Origin of the sequence: Solidesulfovibrio sp. DCME, assembly GCF_049995385.1 — a bacterium.
In the GTDB taxonomy this organism is placed as follows: domain Bacteria; phylum Desulfobacterota; class Desulfovibrionia; order Desulfovibrionales; family Desulfovibrionaceae; genus Solidesulfovibrio.
In genome coordinates, this window is the sequence record NZ_CP188261.1 from 1,491,240 (window position 1) to 1,506,538 (window position 15,299).

15 protein-coding genes are annotated in these 15,299 nt (G+C 67.6%); 11 read left to right on the forward strand and 4 right to left on the reverse strand.

Annotated features, from left to right (window positions below):
• The first annotated feature begins 7 nt into the window (after positions 1-7).
• Positions 8-709 carry a flagellar hook assembly protein FlgD gene (locus tag ACP59X_RS06385; RefSeq protein ID WP_428566515.1) on the forward strand — a complete coding sequence of 234 codons (702 nt, stop codon included), beginning with the start codon at positions 8-10 and terminating at the stop codon, positions 707-709.
• A 36-nt stretch (positions 710-745) separates the two neighbouring features.
• Positions 746-2,401 (forward strand): flagellar hook protein FlgE, encoded by a 1,656-nt coding sequence (locus tag ACP59X_RS06390; protein ID WP_428566518.1) that lies wholly within the window; start codon positions 746-748, stop codon positions 2,399-2,401.
• Between the two features lie 172 nt (positions 2,402-2,573).
• Here ACP59X_RS06390 and ACP59X_RS06395 read toward each other — a convergent pair whose 3' ends face one another.
• Complete coding sequence (locus ACP59X_RS06395; protein WP_428566521.1) at positions 2,574-3,002, reverse strand: RCC1 domain-containing protein; 429 nt, start codon at positions 3,000-3,002, stop codon at positions 2,574-2,576.
• Between the two features lie 171 nt (positions 3,003-3,173).
• On the opposite strand from ACP59X_RS06395, the gene ACP59X_RS06400 reads away from it, so the two are divergent.
• A complete protein-coding gene (locus ACP59X_RS06400) occupies positions 3,174-4,067 on the forward strand; it encodes a flagellin N-terminal helical domain-containing protein (RefSeq protein ID WP_428566526.1) in 894 nt (297 codons plus the stop codon).
• 250 nt (positions 4,068-4,317) lie between these two features.
• On the opposite strand, the gene rnc is transcribed toward ACP59X_RS06400, so the two are convergent.
• Positions 4,318-5,025 (reverse strand): ribonuclease III, encoded by a 708-nt coding sequence (gene rnc / locus ACP59X_RS06405; protein ID WP_428566529.1) that lies wholly within the window; start codon positions 5,023-5,025, stop codon positions 4,318-4,320.
• Positions 5,026-5,283: 258 nt separating this feature from the next.
• On the opposite strand from rnc, the gene ACP59X_RS06410 reads away from it, so the two are divergent.
• A complete protein-coding gene (locus tag ACP59X_RS06410; RefSeq protein WP_428566532.1) occupies positions 5,284-6,351 on the forward strand; it encodes a phosphotransacetylase family protein in 1,068 nt (355 codons plus the stop codon).
• A gap of 232 nt (positions 6,352-6,583) precedes the next feature.
• Here ACP59X_RS06410 and ACP59X_RS06415 read toward each other — a convergent pair whose 3' ends face one another.
• Positions 6,584-6,880 carry a hypothetical protein gene (locus tag ACP59X_RS06415; RefSeq protein ID WP_428566536.1) on the reverse strand — a complete coding sequence of 99 codons (297 nt, stop codon included), beginning with the start codon at positions 6,878-6,880 and terminating at the stop codon, positions 6,584-6,586.
• Between the two features lie 138 nt (positions 6,881-7,018).
• Here ACP59X_RS06415 and ACP59X_RS06420 point away from each other — a divergent pair, with 138 nt between their 5' ends.
• A complete protein-coding gene (locus ACP59X_RS06420; RefSeq protein WP_428566538.1) occupies positions 7,019-10,171 on the forward strand; it encodes a tetratricopeptide repeat protein in 3,153 nt (1,050 codons plus the stop codon).
• A gap of 147 nt (positions 10,172-10,318) precedes the next feature.
• On the forward strand, positions 10,319-11,209 hold the full coding sequence (locus ACP59X_RS06425; RefSeq protein ID WP_428566541.1) for a pseudouridine synthase: 891 nt from the start codon (positions 10,319-10,321) through the stop codon (positions 11,207-11,209).
• 15 nt (positions 11,210-11,224) lie between these two features.
• On the opposite strand, the gene ACP59X_RS06430 is transcribed toward ACP59X_RS06425, so the two are convergent.
• A complete protein-coding gene (locus ACP59X_RS06430; protein ID WP_428566544.1) occupies positions 11,225-11,407 on the reverse strand; it encodes a flagellar biosynthesis anti-sigma factor FlgM in 183 nt (60 codons plus the stop codon).
• A 160-nt stretch (positions 11,408-11,567) separates the two neighbouring features.
• Between ACP59X_RS06430 and ACP59X_RS06435 the strand changes: the two genes are divergently transcribed.
• The 5 genes from ACP59X_RS06435 to ACP59X_RS06455 all read left to right on the forward strand — a co-directional run bounded on the left by ACP59X_RS06435 (position 11,568) and on the right by ACP59X_RS06455 (position 15,288).
• On the forward strand, positions 11,568-12,320 hold the full coding sequence (locus tag ACP59X_RS06435) for a LexA family transcriptional regulator (RefSeq protein WP_428566548.1): 753 nt from the start codon (positions 11,568-11,570) through the stop codon (positions 12,318-12,320).
• 73 nt (positions 12,321-12,393) lie between these two features.
• Entirely contained in the window at positions 12,394-12,558 is a 165-nt protein-coding gene (locus tag ACP59X_RS06440; protein WP_428566552.1) for a hypothetical protein, read from the forward strand.
• A 429-nt stretch (positions 12,559-12,987) separates the two neighbouring features.
• On the forward strand, positions 12,988-14,151 hold the full coding sequence (locus ACP59X_RS06445) for an MFS transporter (protein ID WP_428566556.1): 1,164 nt from the start codon (positions 12,988-12,990) through the stop codon (positions 14,149-14,151).
• Positions 14,152-14,170: 19 nt separating this feature from the next.
• Positions 14,171-14,635 (forward strand): flagellar basal body-associated FliL family protein, encoded by a 465-nt coding sequence (locus tag ACP59X_RS06450; RefSeq protein WP_428566559.1) that lies wholly within the window; start codon positions 14,171-14,173, stop codon positions 14,633-14,635.
• An 8-nt stretch (positions 14,636-14,643) separates the two neighbouring features.
• Entirely contained in the window at positions 14,644-15,288 is a 645-nt protein-coding gene (locus tag ACP59X_RS06455; protein WP_428566562.1) for a histidine phosphatase family protein, read from the forward strand.
• Positions 15,289-15,299: the final 11 nt, after the last annotated feature.

Below are 15,299 nucleotides of genomic sequence, written 5' to 3' on the forward strand. Positions count from 1 at the left end.
GTGAGCCATGAGTTACGTCAGCAGCCTTCTCGGAACCAGCGACAGCTCGTCTACCACCAGCACCGCGTCGTCGTCCTCCTCGAGCCTGGGTCAGGACGCCTTCCTGCAGCTGCTCGTCACCCAGCTCCAGTATCAGGACCCGCTGGACCCCATGGACGACAAGGAGTTCGTGGCCGAGCTGGCCCAGTTCTCCAGCCTGGAGCAGCTCACGGAAATCAATTCCGGCATCGACAACCTGGCCTCCATCGGCGAGACCCAGCAGCTCATGGGCGCCGTCAATTTCATCGGCAAGACCATCGAAGCCACCGGCACCGCGGTGGGGCTTGAGGACGGAACGGCCACACCCGTGACCTTCACCCTGCCCGACGACGCCGAAACCTGCCTGGTCAACATTTCGGACAGCTCGGGGACCATCGTGCGCACCGTGGACCTCGGGGCCACCAGCGCCGGTGATGTCGAGTTCACCTGGGACGGCAAGGACTACGACGGCAACGTCATGGACGACGGCCAGTACCAGGTGTCCGTGACGGCCACCGATGCCGACGGCAACATCCTGACCGTCGCGTCCACCATGACCGGAACCGTCATCGGCATCACGCAGGAAAGCGGCAGCTACTACCTCAATATCGGCAACGACCGCTACGTGGCCTTCACGGACATCACCAACGTCATCAACGAATCGTCGACCGACAGCAGCTCGGATTCCTAAGGCTGCGGCGAGGATAGACACAAAGGGGGAACGATCATGGGAGTCGGGCTTCAAACATCCATGTGGTCCGGTGTGTCCGGCCTGCAGGCCAACTCGACGCGGATGACCACCATCGGCAACAACCTGGCCAACACCAACACCGTTGGCTTCAAGGGCGCGCGCATCGACTTCGTGGACCTCATGAGCGCCACCATCGGCACGGCCGCCGGCGTGGGCCAGGTCGGGCGCGGCGTTCGCGTGGGCGCCGTCGTGTCGGACTACTCCCAGGGCGGCCTCGAGACCACCAGTGAGAACCTGGATATGGCCATCAGCGGCAACGGGTTCTTCATGGTCAAGCAGAAGAGCCAAGTCGGTTCCAACGGCAAGATGCTCAACACCGGCAATACCACCACCTACTACACCCGGGCCGGCGACTTCAGCTTCGACAACGACGGCTACCTGACCAGTACCACCGGCCTGGCCGTCCAGGGCTGGCAGGTGGACCAGGACAAGATCGATTCGGCCTCGGCCTCGGGCACGACGCTCAGCCAGACGCCGGTGACCGGCGAGATCCAGGACATCCGGCTGGATTCCTACACCAGCCCGGCCAAGGCCACCTCGAGCGTGACGGTCATCACCAACCTGGATTCCGACTCGACGAGCGCCACGACGCGTACCCCCGGCAGCTCCGACTACTTCTACGCCATGAGCGAAACCTGGGACGGCACCTCCTCGCCGGCCATGTCCTCCGACGCCTACACCTACTCGACCACCGTCAAGGTCTACGACGCCAACGGCTCGCCCCACACCCTGACCGTCTACTACGACAAGGTCACGAGCGAGAGCGGCAACGAGTACTGGGAATACGCCGTGACCTGCGACCCCACCGAGGACGGCCGCACGGACGCCAACGGCGATCCCCTCTACCCGAACTCCAACGAGGCCGGGTTGCTCATGGTCGGCACCATGACCTTCGACTCCTCGGGTTCCATGACCAACATGAGTTCCTACACGCTGACCAGTGCCTACACCAACTCCACGACCTTCAACGCCTCGGACTGGGGCGTGGCCGATACGTCCAACGGCTACCCCGCCTTCACGGCCAACTTCAAGGGCGTTTCCGACGCCAGCTTCCCCGACCAGTCCAATGCCACGCTGACCACGCTCAATTTCGGCATGAGCAACTCCAGCGGCTTCACCGATCCCACCGGGACCGGCACCCTGGCCGGCGCCACCAGCGACCCGGCCACCCTGGCCTACTTCAACGAGGCGACGCTGAAGATCAACAGCAACGTCACCACCAACTACGCCACGTCCTCCTCCACGGTGTTCAGCTCGCAAAACGGCTACACGGCGGGCCTTTTGACCAGTGTGTCCGTGGACACCGACGGCGTGCTCACCGGCACCTTCTCCAACGGCCAGACCTTGCAGCTGTGGGTGCTGGCCCTGGCCAACTTCACCAACCTCCAAGGGTTGTCGCGCGAAGGCAACAACCTCTTCAGCGCCACCCTCGACTCCGGACAGGGCACCACCAACCGGGCCAACACCGGCTCCGTGGGCTCGGTGTCGGGCAACACCCTGGAATCGTCCAACGTGGACCTGGCCACGGAAATGGTGAACATGATCGTTACCCAGCGCGGCTTCGAAGCCAACAGCAAGACCATCACCACCGTGGACTCCATGCTCTCGGAAGTCATCCAGCTCAAGCGCTAGCCCGGCTGGGCAACGGAAAAACGGCCGCCTCCCCTCGCGGGGGGCGGCCGTTTCGCGTCGTGCCGGCCAGTCAAGCCGGGCGGACGGGGCCGGTCGTGCCAGCGCCCGGTATCCGTCCGGCCGGCCCTGTCCGTCCGGCCGGCCTCGGTCCGGCAGGTGGAGGGGGGCGCAGCTATTGGCCGCCGTCGATAAGCAGGATGGTGGCCGGGTTGCACGTGCCCGGCAGTTGGATCGCGAGGTTGCAGCGCACGGGCAGGGACGTGCCGGTGCTGGTCCCGTCGCCCAGGGCGCCGTGGCCGTTGCCGCCAAAGCCCCAGATGGCGCCGTCGCCGGCCAAAAGAAGGGTGTGGCCGTAGCCGGCGGTGACCTCCACCAGGCCGGTGAGAGACTGGGCCGACCGGACGGGGGTCAGGCGGCTGTCCGTGTCCCCGGTGCCGAGCTGGCCGCTGCCGTTGCCGCCCCAGGCCCAGGCCGTGCCGTCGGCGGCCACGGCCGCGGAGTGGCAGGCCCCGGCGGCGATGGCCCGCATGGCCGGCAGGCCGCCCACGGCCACCGGGGAGAGCCGGTCGTTGGTGTCGCCCGTGCCCAGTTGGCCGTTCACGTTGCGGGAGCGGGCGCGGAGACTTTGGCGCCCGGGCGGTAGAATTTTCCCAGGAGGGGCGGTTTTGATTTATAATATGCTTATTTTTAAGTGAAAAATGCTCTTGGTACGGGTTGTGCTTGATCAGGGCAAAACCAACAAGGAACGTCTGGTTGCAACAAGGAGGTTTTTATGTCCCTGGTTATCAATCACAACTTGATGGCGATGAATGCCGCCAGAAACCTGTCCAACTCGTATGGCGCCTTGGCAACCTCGACACAACGTCTCTCGTCGGGGCTTCGCATCAATACCGCTGCCGACGATGCGGCCGGTCTGGCCATTCGGGAACTCATGCGGTCCGACATTTCCACGCTGAACCAGGGCGTGCGCAACGCCAACGACGCCATCTCCATGATCCAGACGGCGGACGGTGCGTTGCAGGTCGTGGACGAAAAGCTCATCCGCATGAAGGAACTGGCCGAACAGGCGGCCTCCGGCACCTACACCTCGGACCAGCGCCTGATCATCGACTCCGAATACCAAGCCATGGCCTCGGAAATTACCCGAATCGCCATGGCCACGGACTTCAACGGCATCTATCTCTTAAACGGCAACCTCTCGAGCGCGACCCACACCGGCAATACGCTCACGCCTTCCGGCAAGCTCAAGGTCCACTTCGGCACCGGCAACTCCAGCTCGGAAGACTACTACTACGTGCAGATCGGCAACTCCACGGCTTCGGCCCTTGGCGTGGGCCTGAGCGCCGGCACGGGCAAGGCCGGGCGGTCCATCTCCACCCAGCAGCAGGCCCAGGAAGCCCTGGAAGCCCTCACCCAGGCCATCGTGTCCAAGGACAAGATCCGGGCCAACCTGGGCGCCTTGCAGAACCGCCTGGAAAACACCATCCAGAACCTGCAGATCCAGGCCGAGAACCTCCAGTCCGCCGAATCGCAGATCTCCGACGTGGACGTGGCCAACGAAATGACGGAATTCGTGCGCCAGCAGATCCTCACCCAGTCGGCCGTGGCCATGCTGTCCCAGGCCAACTCGCTGCCCAAGATGGCCATGCAGCTCATCAGCGGTTAAGCCCAAGGCGACGGTGGCATATGAAAAAGGACCAGGGAGGCGTGGACCAAGCGATGGTCCCTCCCTGGTCCGAAACGGCCCGCGCGGCTGAAGACAAGTTTTTGACGGTGCCCGGCCGTCGTGGCGGACCGGGGCGCCGGCACGGCCTTGCGGGAGGCGCCGCTTAAAAATACGGGCGTATTTTTAAGGGAGCATGATTGTTCTTCGGTGTCGGGCGGGGACCGGCGGATGGGCCATCGGGGATGGGGCATCACCTGCCGTTGGTGCCGAACGGCTCCAGGGATTCCAGGGCCAGCCGGGCCGCCAGCTGTTCGGCTTTCTTCACGCTTTTATCCACCGCCGTGACCGCCTGCCCGCCGGGCAGGGTCAGGCGCACCTGGAAACGCTTGTCGTGCTCGGGGCCTTCGCAGCCGAGCAGGGCATAGGCCGGCCGGGCCTTGTGGATTTTCTGGGTGTATTCCTGCAACCGGCTTTTGAAATCCTTGGTTTTGGGCGCCAAGGGCCGATCCGGCCAGGCTTCGCGAAAAACCTGGGCCACGAAGTCCCGGGCCGCCGGGTAGCCCCCGTCCAGGAACAGGGCGCCGATCACCGCCTCGAACACGTCGCTTAAAAGGGCCGGCCGCGACCGGCCGCCCTGGATTTCCTCGCCCTTGCCCAAAAGCACGTGCGTTTCCAGGCCAAGCTCCCTGGCCAGGCCGGCCAGGCTCGATTCGTTGACGAGCTGCGAACGCAACAAGGTCAGCTCGCCTTCCGGCGCTTCCGGAAAGCGGACAAAAAGTTCCTCGGACACGCACAGCTCCAGCACCGCGTCGCCCAAAAATTCCAGGCGTTCGTTATGTTGGCTCGCCTCGCCGCGTTCGTTGGCCCAGGAACTGTGGGTCAGCGCCGTGACCAGGAGTTCGGGCCGGGAAAAAGCGTGTCCCAGGGCCCGCTCGAGGGCGGCGTTCGTTTCAGACATGGAGGCGCTCCCGGGTGATGGCCCAAGGCCGGCCAGGCCGGCAATGGGCGCGTGTCCTGGCTACTAGTCTTTTTGCCGCCCGATTCCAAGGTTCCCGGGTGGCCCAATCGTGTTTTTCCCGTCCGGCCCGGCCAATTATCTTGATTATCCCGTCCGGTGCGGGCATTTTACTTCGACGACGTCCCCGACCGTTCGACGGGCGCCGGGCTTGCGCCCGGTCGTCGCCGGTCCCCAAGCAGCCACAGGAGGAAGGCAGCCATGGCTGGATTGTATGTTGGCGCGACCGCCGGGTATTCCGGAAAAAACATGGTGATCATGGGGATTGGCCTGCGCTTGCAGAAGGAAGGCTACAGCGTGGGCTATTTGAAACCCGTGGGCGCCATGCCCCGGGAAATCGACGGCCGGCTGTGGGACGACGACGCCTACCACGTCCAGCGCATCCTGCGCACCGACGAGGACCCGCAGACGCTGACCCCGGTGATTGCCTCCCACGATTTCCAGGTCCGGGCCTTCCGCAACCAGACCGGCGACGTCATGGGGCTCATCCGCGGGGCCTACGAAAAGGTCTCGGCCGGCAAGGACGTCACCCTGGTCGGCGGCTCGGGCGGCATGCACACCGGACGCTACTGCAACGCCGACGGCGTGCGGGTGGTGCGCGAACTGGGGCTCAAGGCCGTGGTCATCGACCGCTATTCCAAGGAGCTCAACTACGACTACCTGCTCGTGCTGAAAGAACAGCTCGGCGACCACCTGGCCGGCGTGATCTTAAACGACGTGGCCCAGAATTTCCTGGACGAGACCAATACCCTCATCGCCCCCTTCCTGCGCGACCGGGGCATCCGGGTCCTGGGGGTCATCCCCAAGGATCCGCTCATGGCCGCCATCAAGGTCTCGGACCTGGCCGACCGCCTGGGCGGCAAGGTCATCTCCGCCCATCACAAGGCCGACCGCATCGTGGAGAGTTTCCTCATCGGCACCATGCAGGTGGAAAACTTCATGACGCATTTCCGGCGCCAGAAAAATTCCGCCATCATCGTCGGCGGCGACCGCTCCGACGTCCACCTGGTGGCGCTCGAGGGCGACAGCCCCTGCCTGGTTTTGACCGGCAACCTCTACCCCAACGACATCATCCTGACCCGCTCGGAGGTCCTGGAAATCCCCATCATCGTGGTCCGCGAGGACACCTACACCGTGGCCAAGAAGATGGAGACGCTTTTGATGCGCCACAAGCTGCGCGACGAGATCAAGATCCGCCAGGGCGCCCAGCTCATCAACGCCAACCTGGATTTCGCCGTGCTCCTGGAACAGTTGGGGCTTGGCCGCTAAACGCCAGCCGGGCACATGGGAAAAAAACGCCGCGTTTCGCAAGGGACGCGGCGTTTCGGCGTTTTCGGGCCGGGGCTCACGGGGAATGGGCCGGTTGGCCTTTGCGGCGGCTGGCCGTCGCCGCTCCTGGTTCCCGCACGGGCGGCTGGCTGGCGTTGCGCCTGGTTCCCGCGCGGGCGGCTGGCCGTGGCCGCACCTGGTTCCCGCCCGGGCGGCGGTCGGGAACGGGCGGTCAGTTTCTGCGGTGCTCGTGGCAGGACACCAGAAAAAGCGCCGCCCGCAGCCGCAGCACCTCGTGCGGCGCCCGCCGCATGAGCCCCGGGCCGGGCATGGGCGCCATGGTGGCCAGGGCGGTTTCCTCGCGGGCGGCGGCGTCGCCGTAGCGCATGGTGGCGAGTTCGGCCAGGGCGGCCTGGACGGTCAGGCGCTCCTGGGCGAAGGCTTCGCTTAAACGGGCGGCGTGCTCGGGCTGGCGGATGTCGAGCACGTGCGCGGGCGTTTCCTGGATGCGGGCGAGGGTGTTTTTCATGACGGCCTCCTTGCCTGAGGCTTTTCGGACGCCTGGCCGGATCCCTTAGAGGGCGGCCGATTTTTCCTGGCACGAATGCTGCTTTCCCTTCGGCAAACGCAGGGAAGCGACAACGTGGAAAATAAAAGCAAGCATACAATGCGGTTGTACCGTTTATGGGCCATCGGCGGCCGGGTTGCCCTGGCCGTTTGGTTGGCCTGGCTGGTCTGGCCAAGCGCCGCCAGCCTGGCTGCCGAGGCCGCCCTGGCCGCGGTGCGCGCCCCGGGCGAGCCTGGCGCCAGCGAAGAGCGGCGCCCCGGGACGGGCGCGGCCGCAGTGGCCTCCGGCCTGCGCATCGAGCTGGTCAAAAGCGCCCCGTCCGAGGGCACGGTCCGGGTCGGCGGCGCGGCCTCCTTCGAGGCCAGGCTGTTTGCCGGCGAGCGGGAAATCGACCGCGCCGGCTACGTCTGCCGTTGGAAGGCCGATGCCGGCGCCCGGTTCCTGGAAGAGGAAGGGCCTTGCACCAACACGGCCGTTTTTTTGCGCCCCGGCCAGCAGCGTGTCTGGGTCGAGGCCGTGCCCCGGTCGGGGCCGTCGCCGGGCCTGGCCGCCGTGTCCGAGGCCGTGGACCTCGATGTGGCCCGGCCGGCCTTTTCCCTGGCCGTGACGCCGGCCGCGCCGCTGGTCGGCGAGGAAGTCACGGTGGCTATTCGCGATTTTCCCATCCACGACGGCGTGGAATTCCGTTGGGACCCGCTGCCGGCCACGGCCAGGCTCGTGCGCGTGGACGAGCGTTCCCTGACCTTTTACCCCACGGAAGCGGCGAACGTGCCCGTGCGCGTGACGGCCACGGCGGGAAACGCCGGCGGCAAGGACGCGGCCCTGGGCACGGCTGCCCTGACAGTCGCGGCCAAGCCGTATACGGTTTCGGTGGACAACCGGGGGCTGCTCGAAGCCCCGGCCACCATCTGGCGCGACGGCGAGGGGCCTGTGGCCGCCGACGGGGTGGCGGTGGGGCAAAATGTGCGGCTTCGGGCCGTCCTGACCCCGACGCCGCGCCATCCGCCCCTGTCCTACGGCTGGGACCTGTGCCCCGGGGCCAAGGTGCGCGGCGGCGAGGACGGCCGGGAAATCGCCGTGTCCCGGGAAAGCCTGGGCGAATGCCGGGCCGTGCTCGAAGTGCGCGACGGCCGGGGCTTGCTTCTGGGGCGGGGGCAGGGGAGCTTTGCCGTGACCGTGCCTCGGCAGGCCCTGGACGCGGCCGTGGCCAAGGCCCGGGAGACGGAAAAGCTGACCCATGAGGCCGAGACGGCCTGGGCCGACGGACAGCCGGACAAGGCCGTTACGCTGGCTGCCCAGGCGGCCCGGCTCAATCCCAAGGACGTGCCGGCCCTGGCCGCCCTGGAACGCCTCGGCCGCGACAAGGCCCGGCTCGACGGCTGTCTGGCCAAGGCCGGGGCGGCCCTTTCCGTGGACGATTTCGCCGAGGTGGCGGCCATGCTCGGCGAGGCGGCCAAGGTCAATGCCAAGGCGCCGGCCATCGCGGCCATGCGCCGTGAGGCGGCCGCGCGCCACGATATCCTGGACCGGGTGGACAAGCTTTTGGCCACGGCCCGGGATCGCTGGGAAACCGGCGACGTGGACGGGGCCATCGCCGCCACCGGCCAGGCCCTGGGCCTCGACCCCGGCCACGCGGCGGCCAAGGTCGCCCGGGAGCGCTACGTGGCCGACCGCGACCGGCTGCTGGCCGCCCTCAAGCAGGCTGCCGCCTATTTGCAGGCCAAGCGTTTCGACAGCGCCGCCGTGGCCCTGGCCGAGGCCAAGGGCGTCAACGCGCGCTTTGCCGCCACGCGTGAGCTCGAAGCGGCCGTCGCCGCCCGCAAGGACAAGGCCTGGCGCCTGGACGAGCGCCTGGCCCGGGCCAGGGACCAATGGAACGCCGGCGAGGCCGAGGCGTCGCTGGCCACCCTGACCGAGGCCGTGGCCCTGGACCCCGAGCATGCCGGCGCGGCCCGGGCCCGGGCCGAGATCGCCCAGGCCGGGGAGAAGCTCGGCCGGGCCGAGGAGCGGGCCGAGGCGGCCATCGCCGCCGGCAAGGCCGACGAGGCCCGGGCCGCCCTGGCCGAGGCGGCGAAAATCAGTCCCAAACATGGAAAGCTGGCTGCCCTGCGCCAGTCCCTGGCCCACCGCCTGGACCGCGACAAGCGGTTGGCCGCCCTCGGCGCCGAGGCGAACGCCCGTGCCGCCGCCGGCGACCTCGACGGCGCCGTCCTGGCCTATGACGACATGCTGGCCCTGACCCCGGGCGATGCCGCCCTGGCCGCCCGGCGCGACGGGCTGGTCCGCTCGCGCGACGCCGCCCTGGCGGCCCTTGGCCGGGCCAGGGATTACCAGGCCGGACGGCGCTACGACCTGGCCCTCGACGCCCTGGCCGAGGCCGAGGCCGCCGCACCGAAACTGCCGGCCTTGCGCGGGCTGCGCGAGCACCTCGTGGCCGCCGCCAAGGGGGCTGAGGGCCAGGCCGCCGCCGCCCTCGATGCCGCCGAGTCCCTGGCGCGCAAAAAGGATTTGGCCGGCGCGGACGCGGCCCTGCGCGCCCTGCGGGAACGCGGCCCCTTGCCCACGGCCCAGTCCGGCCGGGCTCGCGACCTGGAACGCCGGGTCCAGGCCGGGCTGGCCGGCCAGGAATCCGGACGCCGCCAGGCCGCCCGGGAGGCCGGCCCGGCCAAGGCCGCCGACCCCGACCGCCAGGCGCGCTGCGAGGCCATCGGCCGCCAGGCGTCGGCCAAGCGGGCCGGCGGTGACCATGCCGGGGCCATCCGCGAGTACCAGGCCCTGCTCAACCTCTGCCCGGAGACCTGCCCGGCCTACAACAACGTCGGGGCCTCGCTCTATTCCCTTGGCTACGCCAGCGAGTCGCTGCCCTGGTTCGCCGAGGCGGTCAAATGCGCGCCAGGGGAAAAGCTCTATCAGGACAACGTCGCCGCCACCCGCAAGCGCCTGGCCGAGGCCGAGCGTGGGGCCTCCGGCCCGGCCGCCGACTGCGCCGCCGCCTTTGCCTCGGCCGAAGCCCGGCGCGATGGCGGGGACCTCGTCGGCGCCGTGACCGGCTACCGGGACGTGGTGGCCCACTGCCCGAACTTCTGCGCCGCCTACAACAACATGGGGCTTACGCTGCACAAGCTCGGCCGCACGGCTGAATCGTTGCCGCTGTTCGAACAGGCCCTGCGCTGCGACCCCAAGGAAAACCTCTTTCGCGACAACTACGAACTGACCGCCAAGCGCCTGCGCACGGCCGCGAGGAATCCCTAGTGGTGCGCCCCAGAAATAATGCGAGGGTATTTTTTAATAATATGCAATTATCCTTAGGTGTTGCTTGCAAGGCAGCCTACATCCTCGTCGAGGGCGCGACATGAGGCGCGAGTTGCTTTCCCGGGCGGCTCGTCTATAGCTCGGTCCATGACGGATGCGGCCAACACCGGACGGGAAGCCCTGGTGCCGCCGGGCATGGCCGGCCAGCGCCTGGACAAGGCGATTTCGCTGTTGTGGCCCGAGGTCGGGCTGCGGGGGCGGCGGCGGCTGCTTGAAGCCGGCGGCGTGACCGTGGACGGGCGCCGGCGCGGGGCGGCCTACCGGGTGCGGGCCGGGGAAAAACTTGCCGCCCTGGGCCTGCTCGGCGCCCCGGAGGCGTTTTTCGCCGGGGACGTGCCCATCCTTTTTCGCGGCGAGGCCTATGCCGCCCTGGCCAAGCCGGCCGGGCTGCACAGTGCCGCCATCGCCCAGGGCGGCGGCCAGAGCCTGGAGTCGCTGTTGCCGGCGCTTTTCCCCGATGCCCCGGCCTGGCTGCTGTCCCGCCTGGACCGGCTGACCAGCGGCATCCTGCCCGTGGCCCTGACCGAGGCGGCGGCAGCGGCCTACCGCCAGGCCGAGGCGGCCGGTCGCGTGGAAAAAACCTACCTGTGCGTGGCCCACGGCAGCGTCACGGCGCCCCTGACCGTGGAGTACGCCCTGGATGTGGCCGACCGGGCCAGGACCCTCCTGCTGCGGCGTACCGATCCGGACCGGCTGCGCCATACCGCCCTGACCCCCCTGGAGGCCCTCCCCGGGCTTACGCTTCTCGCCTGCCGTATTGCCAAGGGCGCGCGGCATCAGATTCGGGCCCATCTGGCCGGGATCGGCCATCCCCTGGTGGGAGATCCGGTCTACGGGCACGGGGAAGGGGAGCGGCTTTATCTGCACTGCGCCGGGCTGGTTGCCCCGGGCTTGGACGTGACCAATCCCCCGCCCTGGACCCTGGCGGGGGCCATGGCGGCGGTTTCGGGGGCGCAAACGCGCAGGGGCGCGAAATAGCGGCGGAACGGACGGCTATTGGGCGTCGGCGGAAAGGGCGTCGAGCAGGCCTTCGATGATTTCGTAGCGTTGGATGAGATAGGTGCCGGATTGCACGCGGCGCTTGAGGTCCGCGATGCGCTGGGCGCGGGCTTCCGGCGTTTCCGTCCTGCCGGCGGGGTCGCCCGGGGGGTGAAGCGACTTGTCTGGAACGGTCATGGCGGACATCCTTGTCTGCGCCGCCCCGGGTACGTAGGGACGACTTGGTTTGTCGGTGGTCTTATCGACCATCTGGGGGCCGATCTTTAGCGGAAAAATAATCGCCGTTTTCGTCGCGAGGGGCTTGCGGGAAAGGGCGGGCTTGTTTATAAAAATAAACATGGTTGCACGACATGACGGCCCGTCCTCGCCCGCTGGTGGCTTCGAGGGTTTTTTCGCCCGGGCGGCCAAGGCGGCCGGGCTCCAGTCCCAGGCCGATCTGGCCGCGTTTTTGGGCGTGCACCGCTCGGCCGTGACCCAGGCCAAGAAGAAGGATGCCGTGCCCAAGGCCTGGGTGCTGACGGTATCGCGCCGGGCCAGGGTCGACGCCGATTGGCTGGAATTCGGCCAGGTATCCCGGGCGGGGGGCCGGCCGGGGCGGCAAGGGGACAGCCGGGAGGCCGGCCGGTTGGGGCGGCAAGGGGACGGCCGGGAAGCCGGCCGGTTGGCGGCGGGGGAGGAGGGGGCATTCCTGACCGTGCCCAAGGTCCGGGCGCGGCTTTCCGCCGGCGGCGGCTCCTTCGAGACGGCCGGGGCGGTGGAGGCGGTCTATCCCTTCCGCCGGGACTGGCTGCGGCGCAAGGGCAGCCCGGCGGCCATGGTGCTCATGGACGTGGTCGGCAACAGCATGGAACCGGAAATCCGCCACGGCGACCTCGTCCTCGTCGACCAGGCCCAGGTCGCCATCGTGGCCCACGCCGTCTACGCCGTGGGCGTGGAGGACACGGTGCTGGTCAAGCGGGTGGAAAAGCGTCCCGGGGCGCTGGTGCTTTTAAGCGACAACCGCGACTATGCGCCCATCGTGTTGCGCGGCGACGAACTCGACGCCTTGCGGGTCATCGGCCGGGTGTTGTGGGTGGGGCGGGAACTGTAGGCAAATTTTTTTTGCCCGGGAAGTTTATAAAAATAAACTGCTGTTGCGCAGCCGCGCAACAAGGAGGCGCACCATGCAACGTCGTTACTGCCGCTGCGGCATGTCCATCCTGGTGGACTACCGTCCCACCGGCCCGACCTGGCGGGCGCTGTTTTTTCGGCCCAGGCTCCTGTTTCGCGCCCGGTTGTCGCGCTGTCCCAACTGCGGCGAGGCGCTCGATATCGACCGTCTGTCCTAGTGTTGCGTCCCTTAAAAAATACGATCGTATTTTTTAAGAAAAAGTAGTTATTGTCATTTGTTGCGCTTCAATTGCTAGATGTCTTTTTCGAGGACGAGATTCTCGTGGCGCGGGCACCAAGCGGTCGGCCCAGGGCCATGGAAGCGCGACAGCGGATGCCCTGGCGCCAGGTTCGGTCCGGTCGTCCGGTCAAGGCCGGCACCGGCGCAACGATTTGGCGAACGTCCGTCCGGTTTCGTCACGGCCGACCCCCTGACGGTCGTGGCGGACTCCTCCCCGGGCGGCCGTATCGCCGCCAGCCCACGGCGGCGTCCCCATTCCCGCGCCGCCGCGGGCTTTTTCCGGCGGTATTTCAGGATAAAGGCTTTGCAGCGGCGCGTTTGGGCACTATGATAACCAACGCGCCGTCGCGCTCCGGGGACTGTCGCCATGAACAAATGGACCCTTGCCGTGCTGTATGCCGCCACCGTCTGCGGCATTTCCTCCATTTACGCACCCCAGCCACTGCTGCCGGTCCTGGCCGCCCATTTCGGCGTCACCGAAGCCACGACCTCCCTGGTCGTCACCGCCACCATGCTGCCGCTCGGGTTGGCGCCCCTGGCCTACGGTTTTTTTCTCGACGCCGTGCCGGCCAAACCCCTCATCGCTGTCTCCCTGGCCCTTTTGGCCTGTTGTACGGCCTGTCTGTGCCTGGCACCGGACTTCACCTGGTTCCTGGCCGATCGCGTGGCCATGGGGCTGCTCGTGCCGGCGCTGCTGACGGCGCTGATGACCTACCTGGCCACCACGGCCTCGGCCGCGACCCTGCGCCGGGTCATGGCCGTCTATATCGCGGTGACGGTTTTCGGCGGTTTCTTCGGCCGTTTTTTCTCGGGCCTTTCCGCCCAGTTCCTGGGCTGGCGCATTCCCTTCGCCTGCCTGGCCGTCTGTTTGGGCGTTTGCGCGGCCCTGTGTACCTTGCTGCCGCCGGACGGCCGGGCCGCCTTTTCGCCCATACGCCTGGCCCATGCCCCGCAAGTCCTGCGCAAACCCGGTTTCGCGGCGGCCTATCTGGTCGTGGGGCTGCTTTTTTTCGTGTTTTCGGGCATGCTCAACCTGCTGCCGTTTCGGTTGGGGCGGCTGGAAGGCGGCTACTCGCCCTTGCGGGCCGGCGCCATGTATTCGGGCTACCTCATGGGGATCATCGCCTGCCTGACCTCTCACCGTTTTGCCCGGCCCCTGGGCGGGCCGACCCGGACCATGGCCCTGGGGGCGGGGCTGGTCATCGCGGCGGTGGCGGTTTTTTCCCTGCCCTCCCAGGCGGCCCTTTTTTGCAGCGTCTTCGTGCTGTGCTCCGGCATGTTCCTGGCCCATTCCGTGGCTCCGGGCGTGCTCAACGGCGCGGAAAAGGAGCACAAGGGGCTTGTCAACGGCCTGTACATTTCTTTTTACTATTCCGGCGGGGCACTTGGGGCCTATCTGCCCGGCTTTGCCCTCGACCGGTATGGCTTCGGTGCGGCGGCGGGGATGCTGGCCTTGGCCGCCGTGGCGGCGACGTTGGTGGCGGCGCGCCTTGACGTCCGGGCTTTTTCGGGGGATGCGGCCGCGAAATAAGGCGAAACGAGGGGGCACGATGCGGCGGGAAGGGGAAAAAACGGCCCAAGGGAGGCGGGGGCGAGCCGATGCGGCCTGGGGCCGGCCCGGGTGGGCGCCCAGGCTGCCCGCGGCCTGGGTCCTGTTGCTCCTGGCCGCGACCACCCTGTGGCCGGGCAGGGTGCTGGCCCAGTACGAAGCCGTGGTGAGGGGCGGTACCGCCGTCTATCCGCTGCTCGAAGTCAATATCGCCGACGGCGATCGCCTGGCCCGGCTCTATATCGGCTTCGAGGCCCAGTGCATCGATGCCGAAGGCGCCACATTGGCCGCCTCGTCCAAAACCCGGGACGCCATTGTCCTCTTTTTGCGCACGAAAAGCGTAGCCGATCTTTCCGGCGTGGCCGGCAAACGCCGGCTCAAGGACGAGCTCGTCGCCGTCATGAACAAGGCCATGGGCGCACCCCGCGTCGTGCGCTTGTATTTTCTGCAACTCGTCGTCCGGTAGGTGCGGCCATGCCCATCGTTCGCCTCATCCGCCACGGGCAAAGCGCTTCCAACGCAGGTGAGACCACGGTCTATCCCGACACCATTCCCCTGACTCCTTTGGGGCATGCCCAGGCCGCCCTGGTGGCTTCTTGCTTTAACAGGCCGCCGCGCCGAGTGGTTTTTTCGGCCTTCGACCGGGCGGTGCAGACGGCCCAACCCCTGTGCGAACGATTTCCCGAGGTGCCCGTGGCCGTGTGGCCGGTCCAGGAATTCACCTACCTCGCCCCGAGCCGCTATGCCGGCACCACCCGCCGTGACCGCACGGCGGCCGTGGCCGCCTACTGGCAGCGGCTGGACCCGCGGTTTCGGGACGGCGAGGGCGCCGAGTCCTTTGTCGATTTCTGGGACCGGGTGGAAGCTTTTTTGGAGCGGCTGCGCAGCGTGGCCGGCTCCACCGTGGTTTTTTCCCATGGCCAGTTCCTGCGTGGTATCATGCTGCGGGTCATAAACGGCCCCCTGGGCGCGCAGGAGGCCATGACCCGTTTTCGCGCCTTTCGCACGGCTGTGGCCTATCCCAATGCGGCCATGACCGTACTCGTTCTGTCCCCGCGCCAATCCCTGCTGGGGCAGGTCCGCACGGGCCATCTGCCGCCGCAAATGCTTTCCACGTGAAAAGGTGAGTT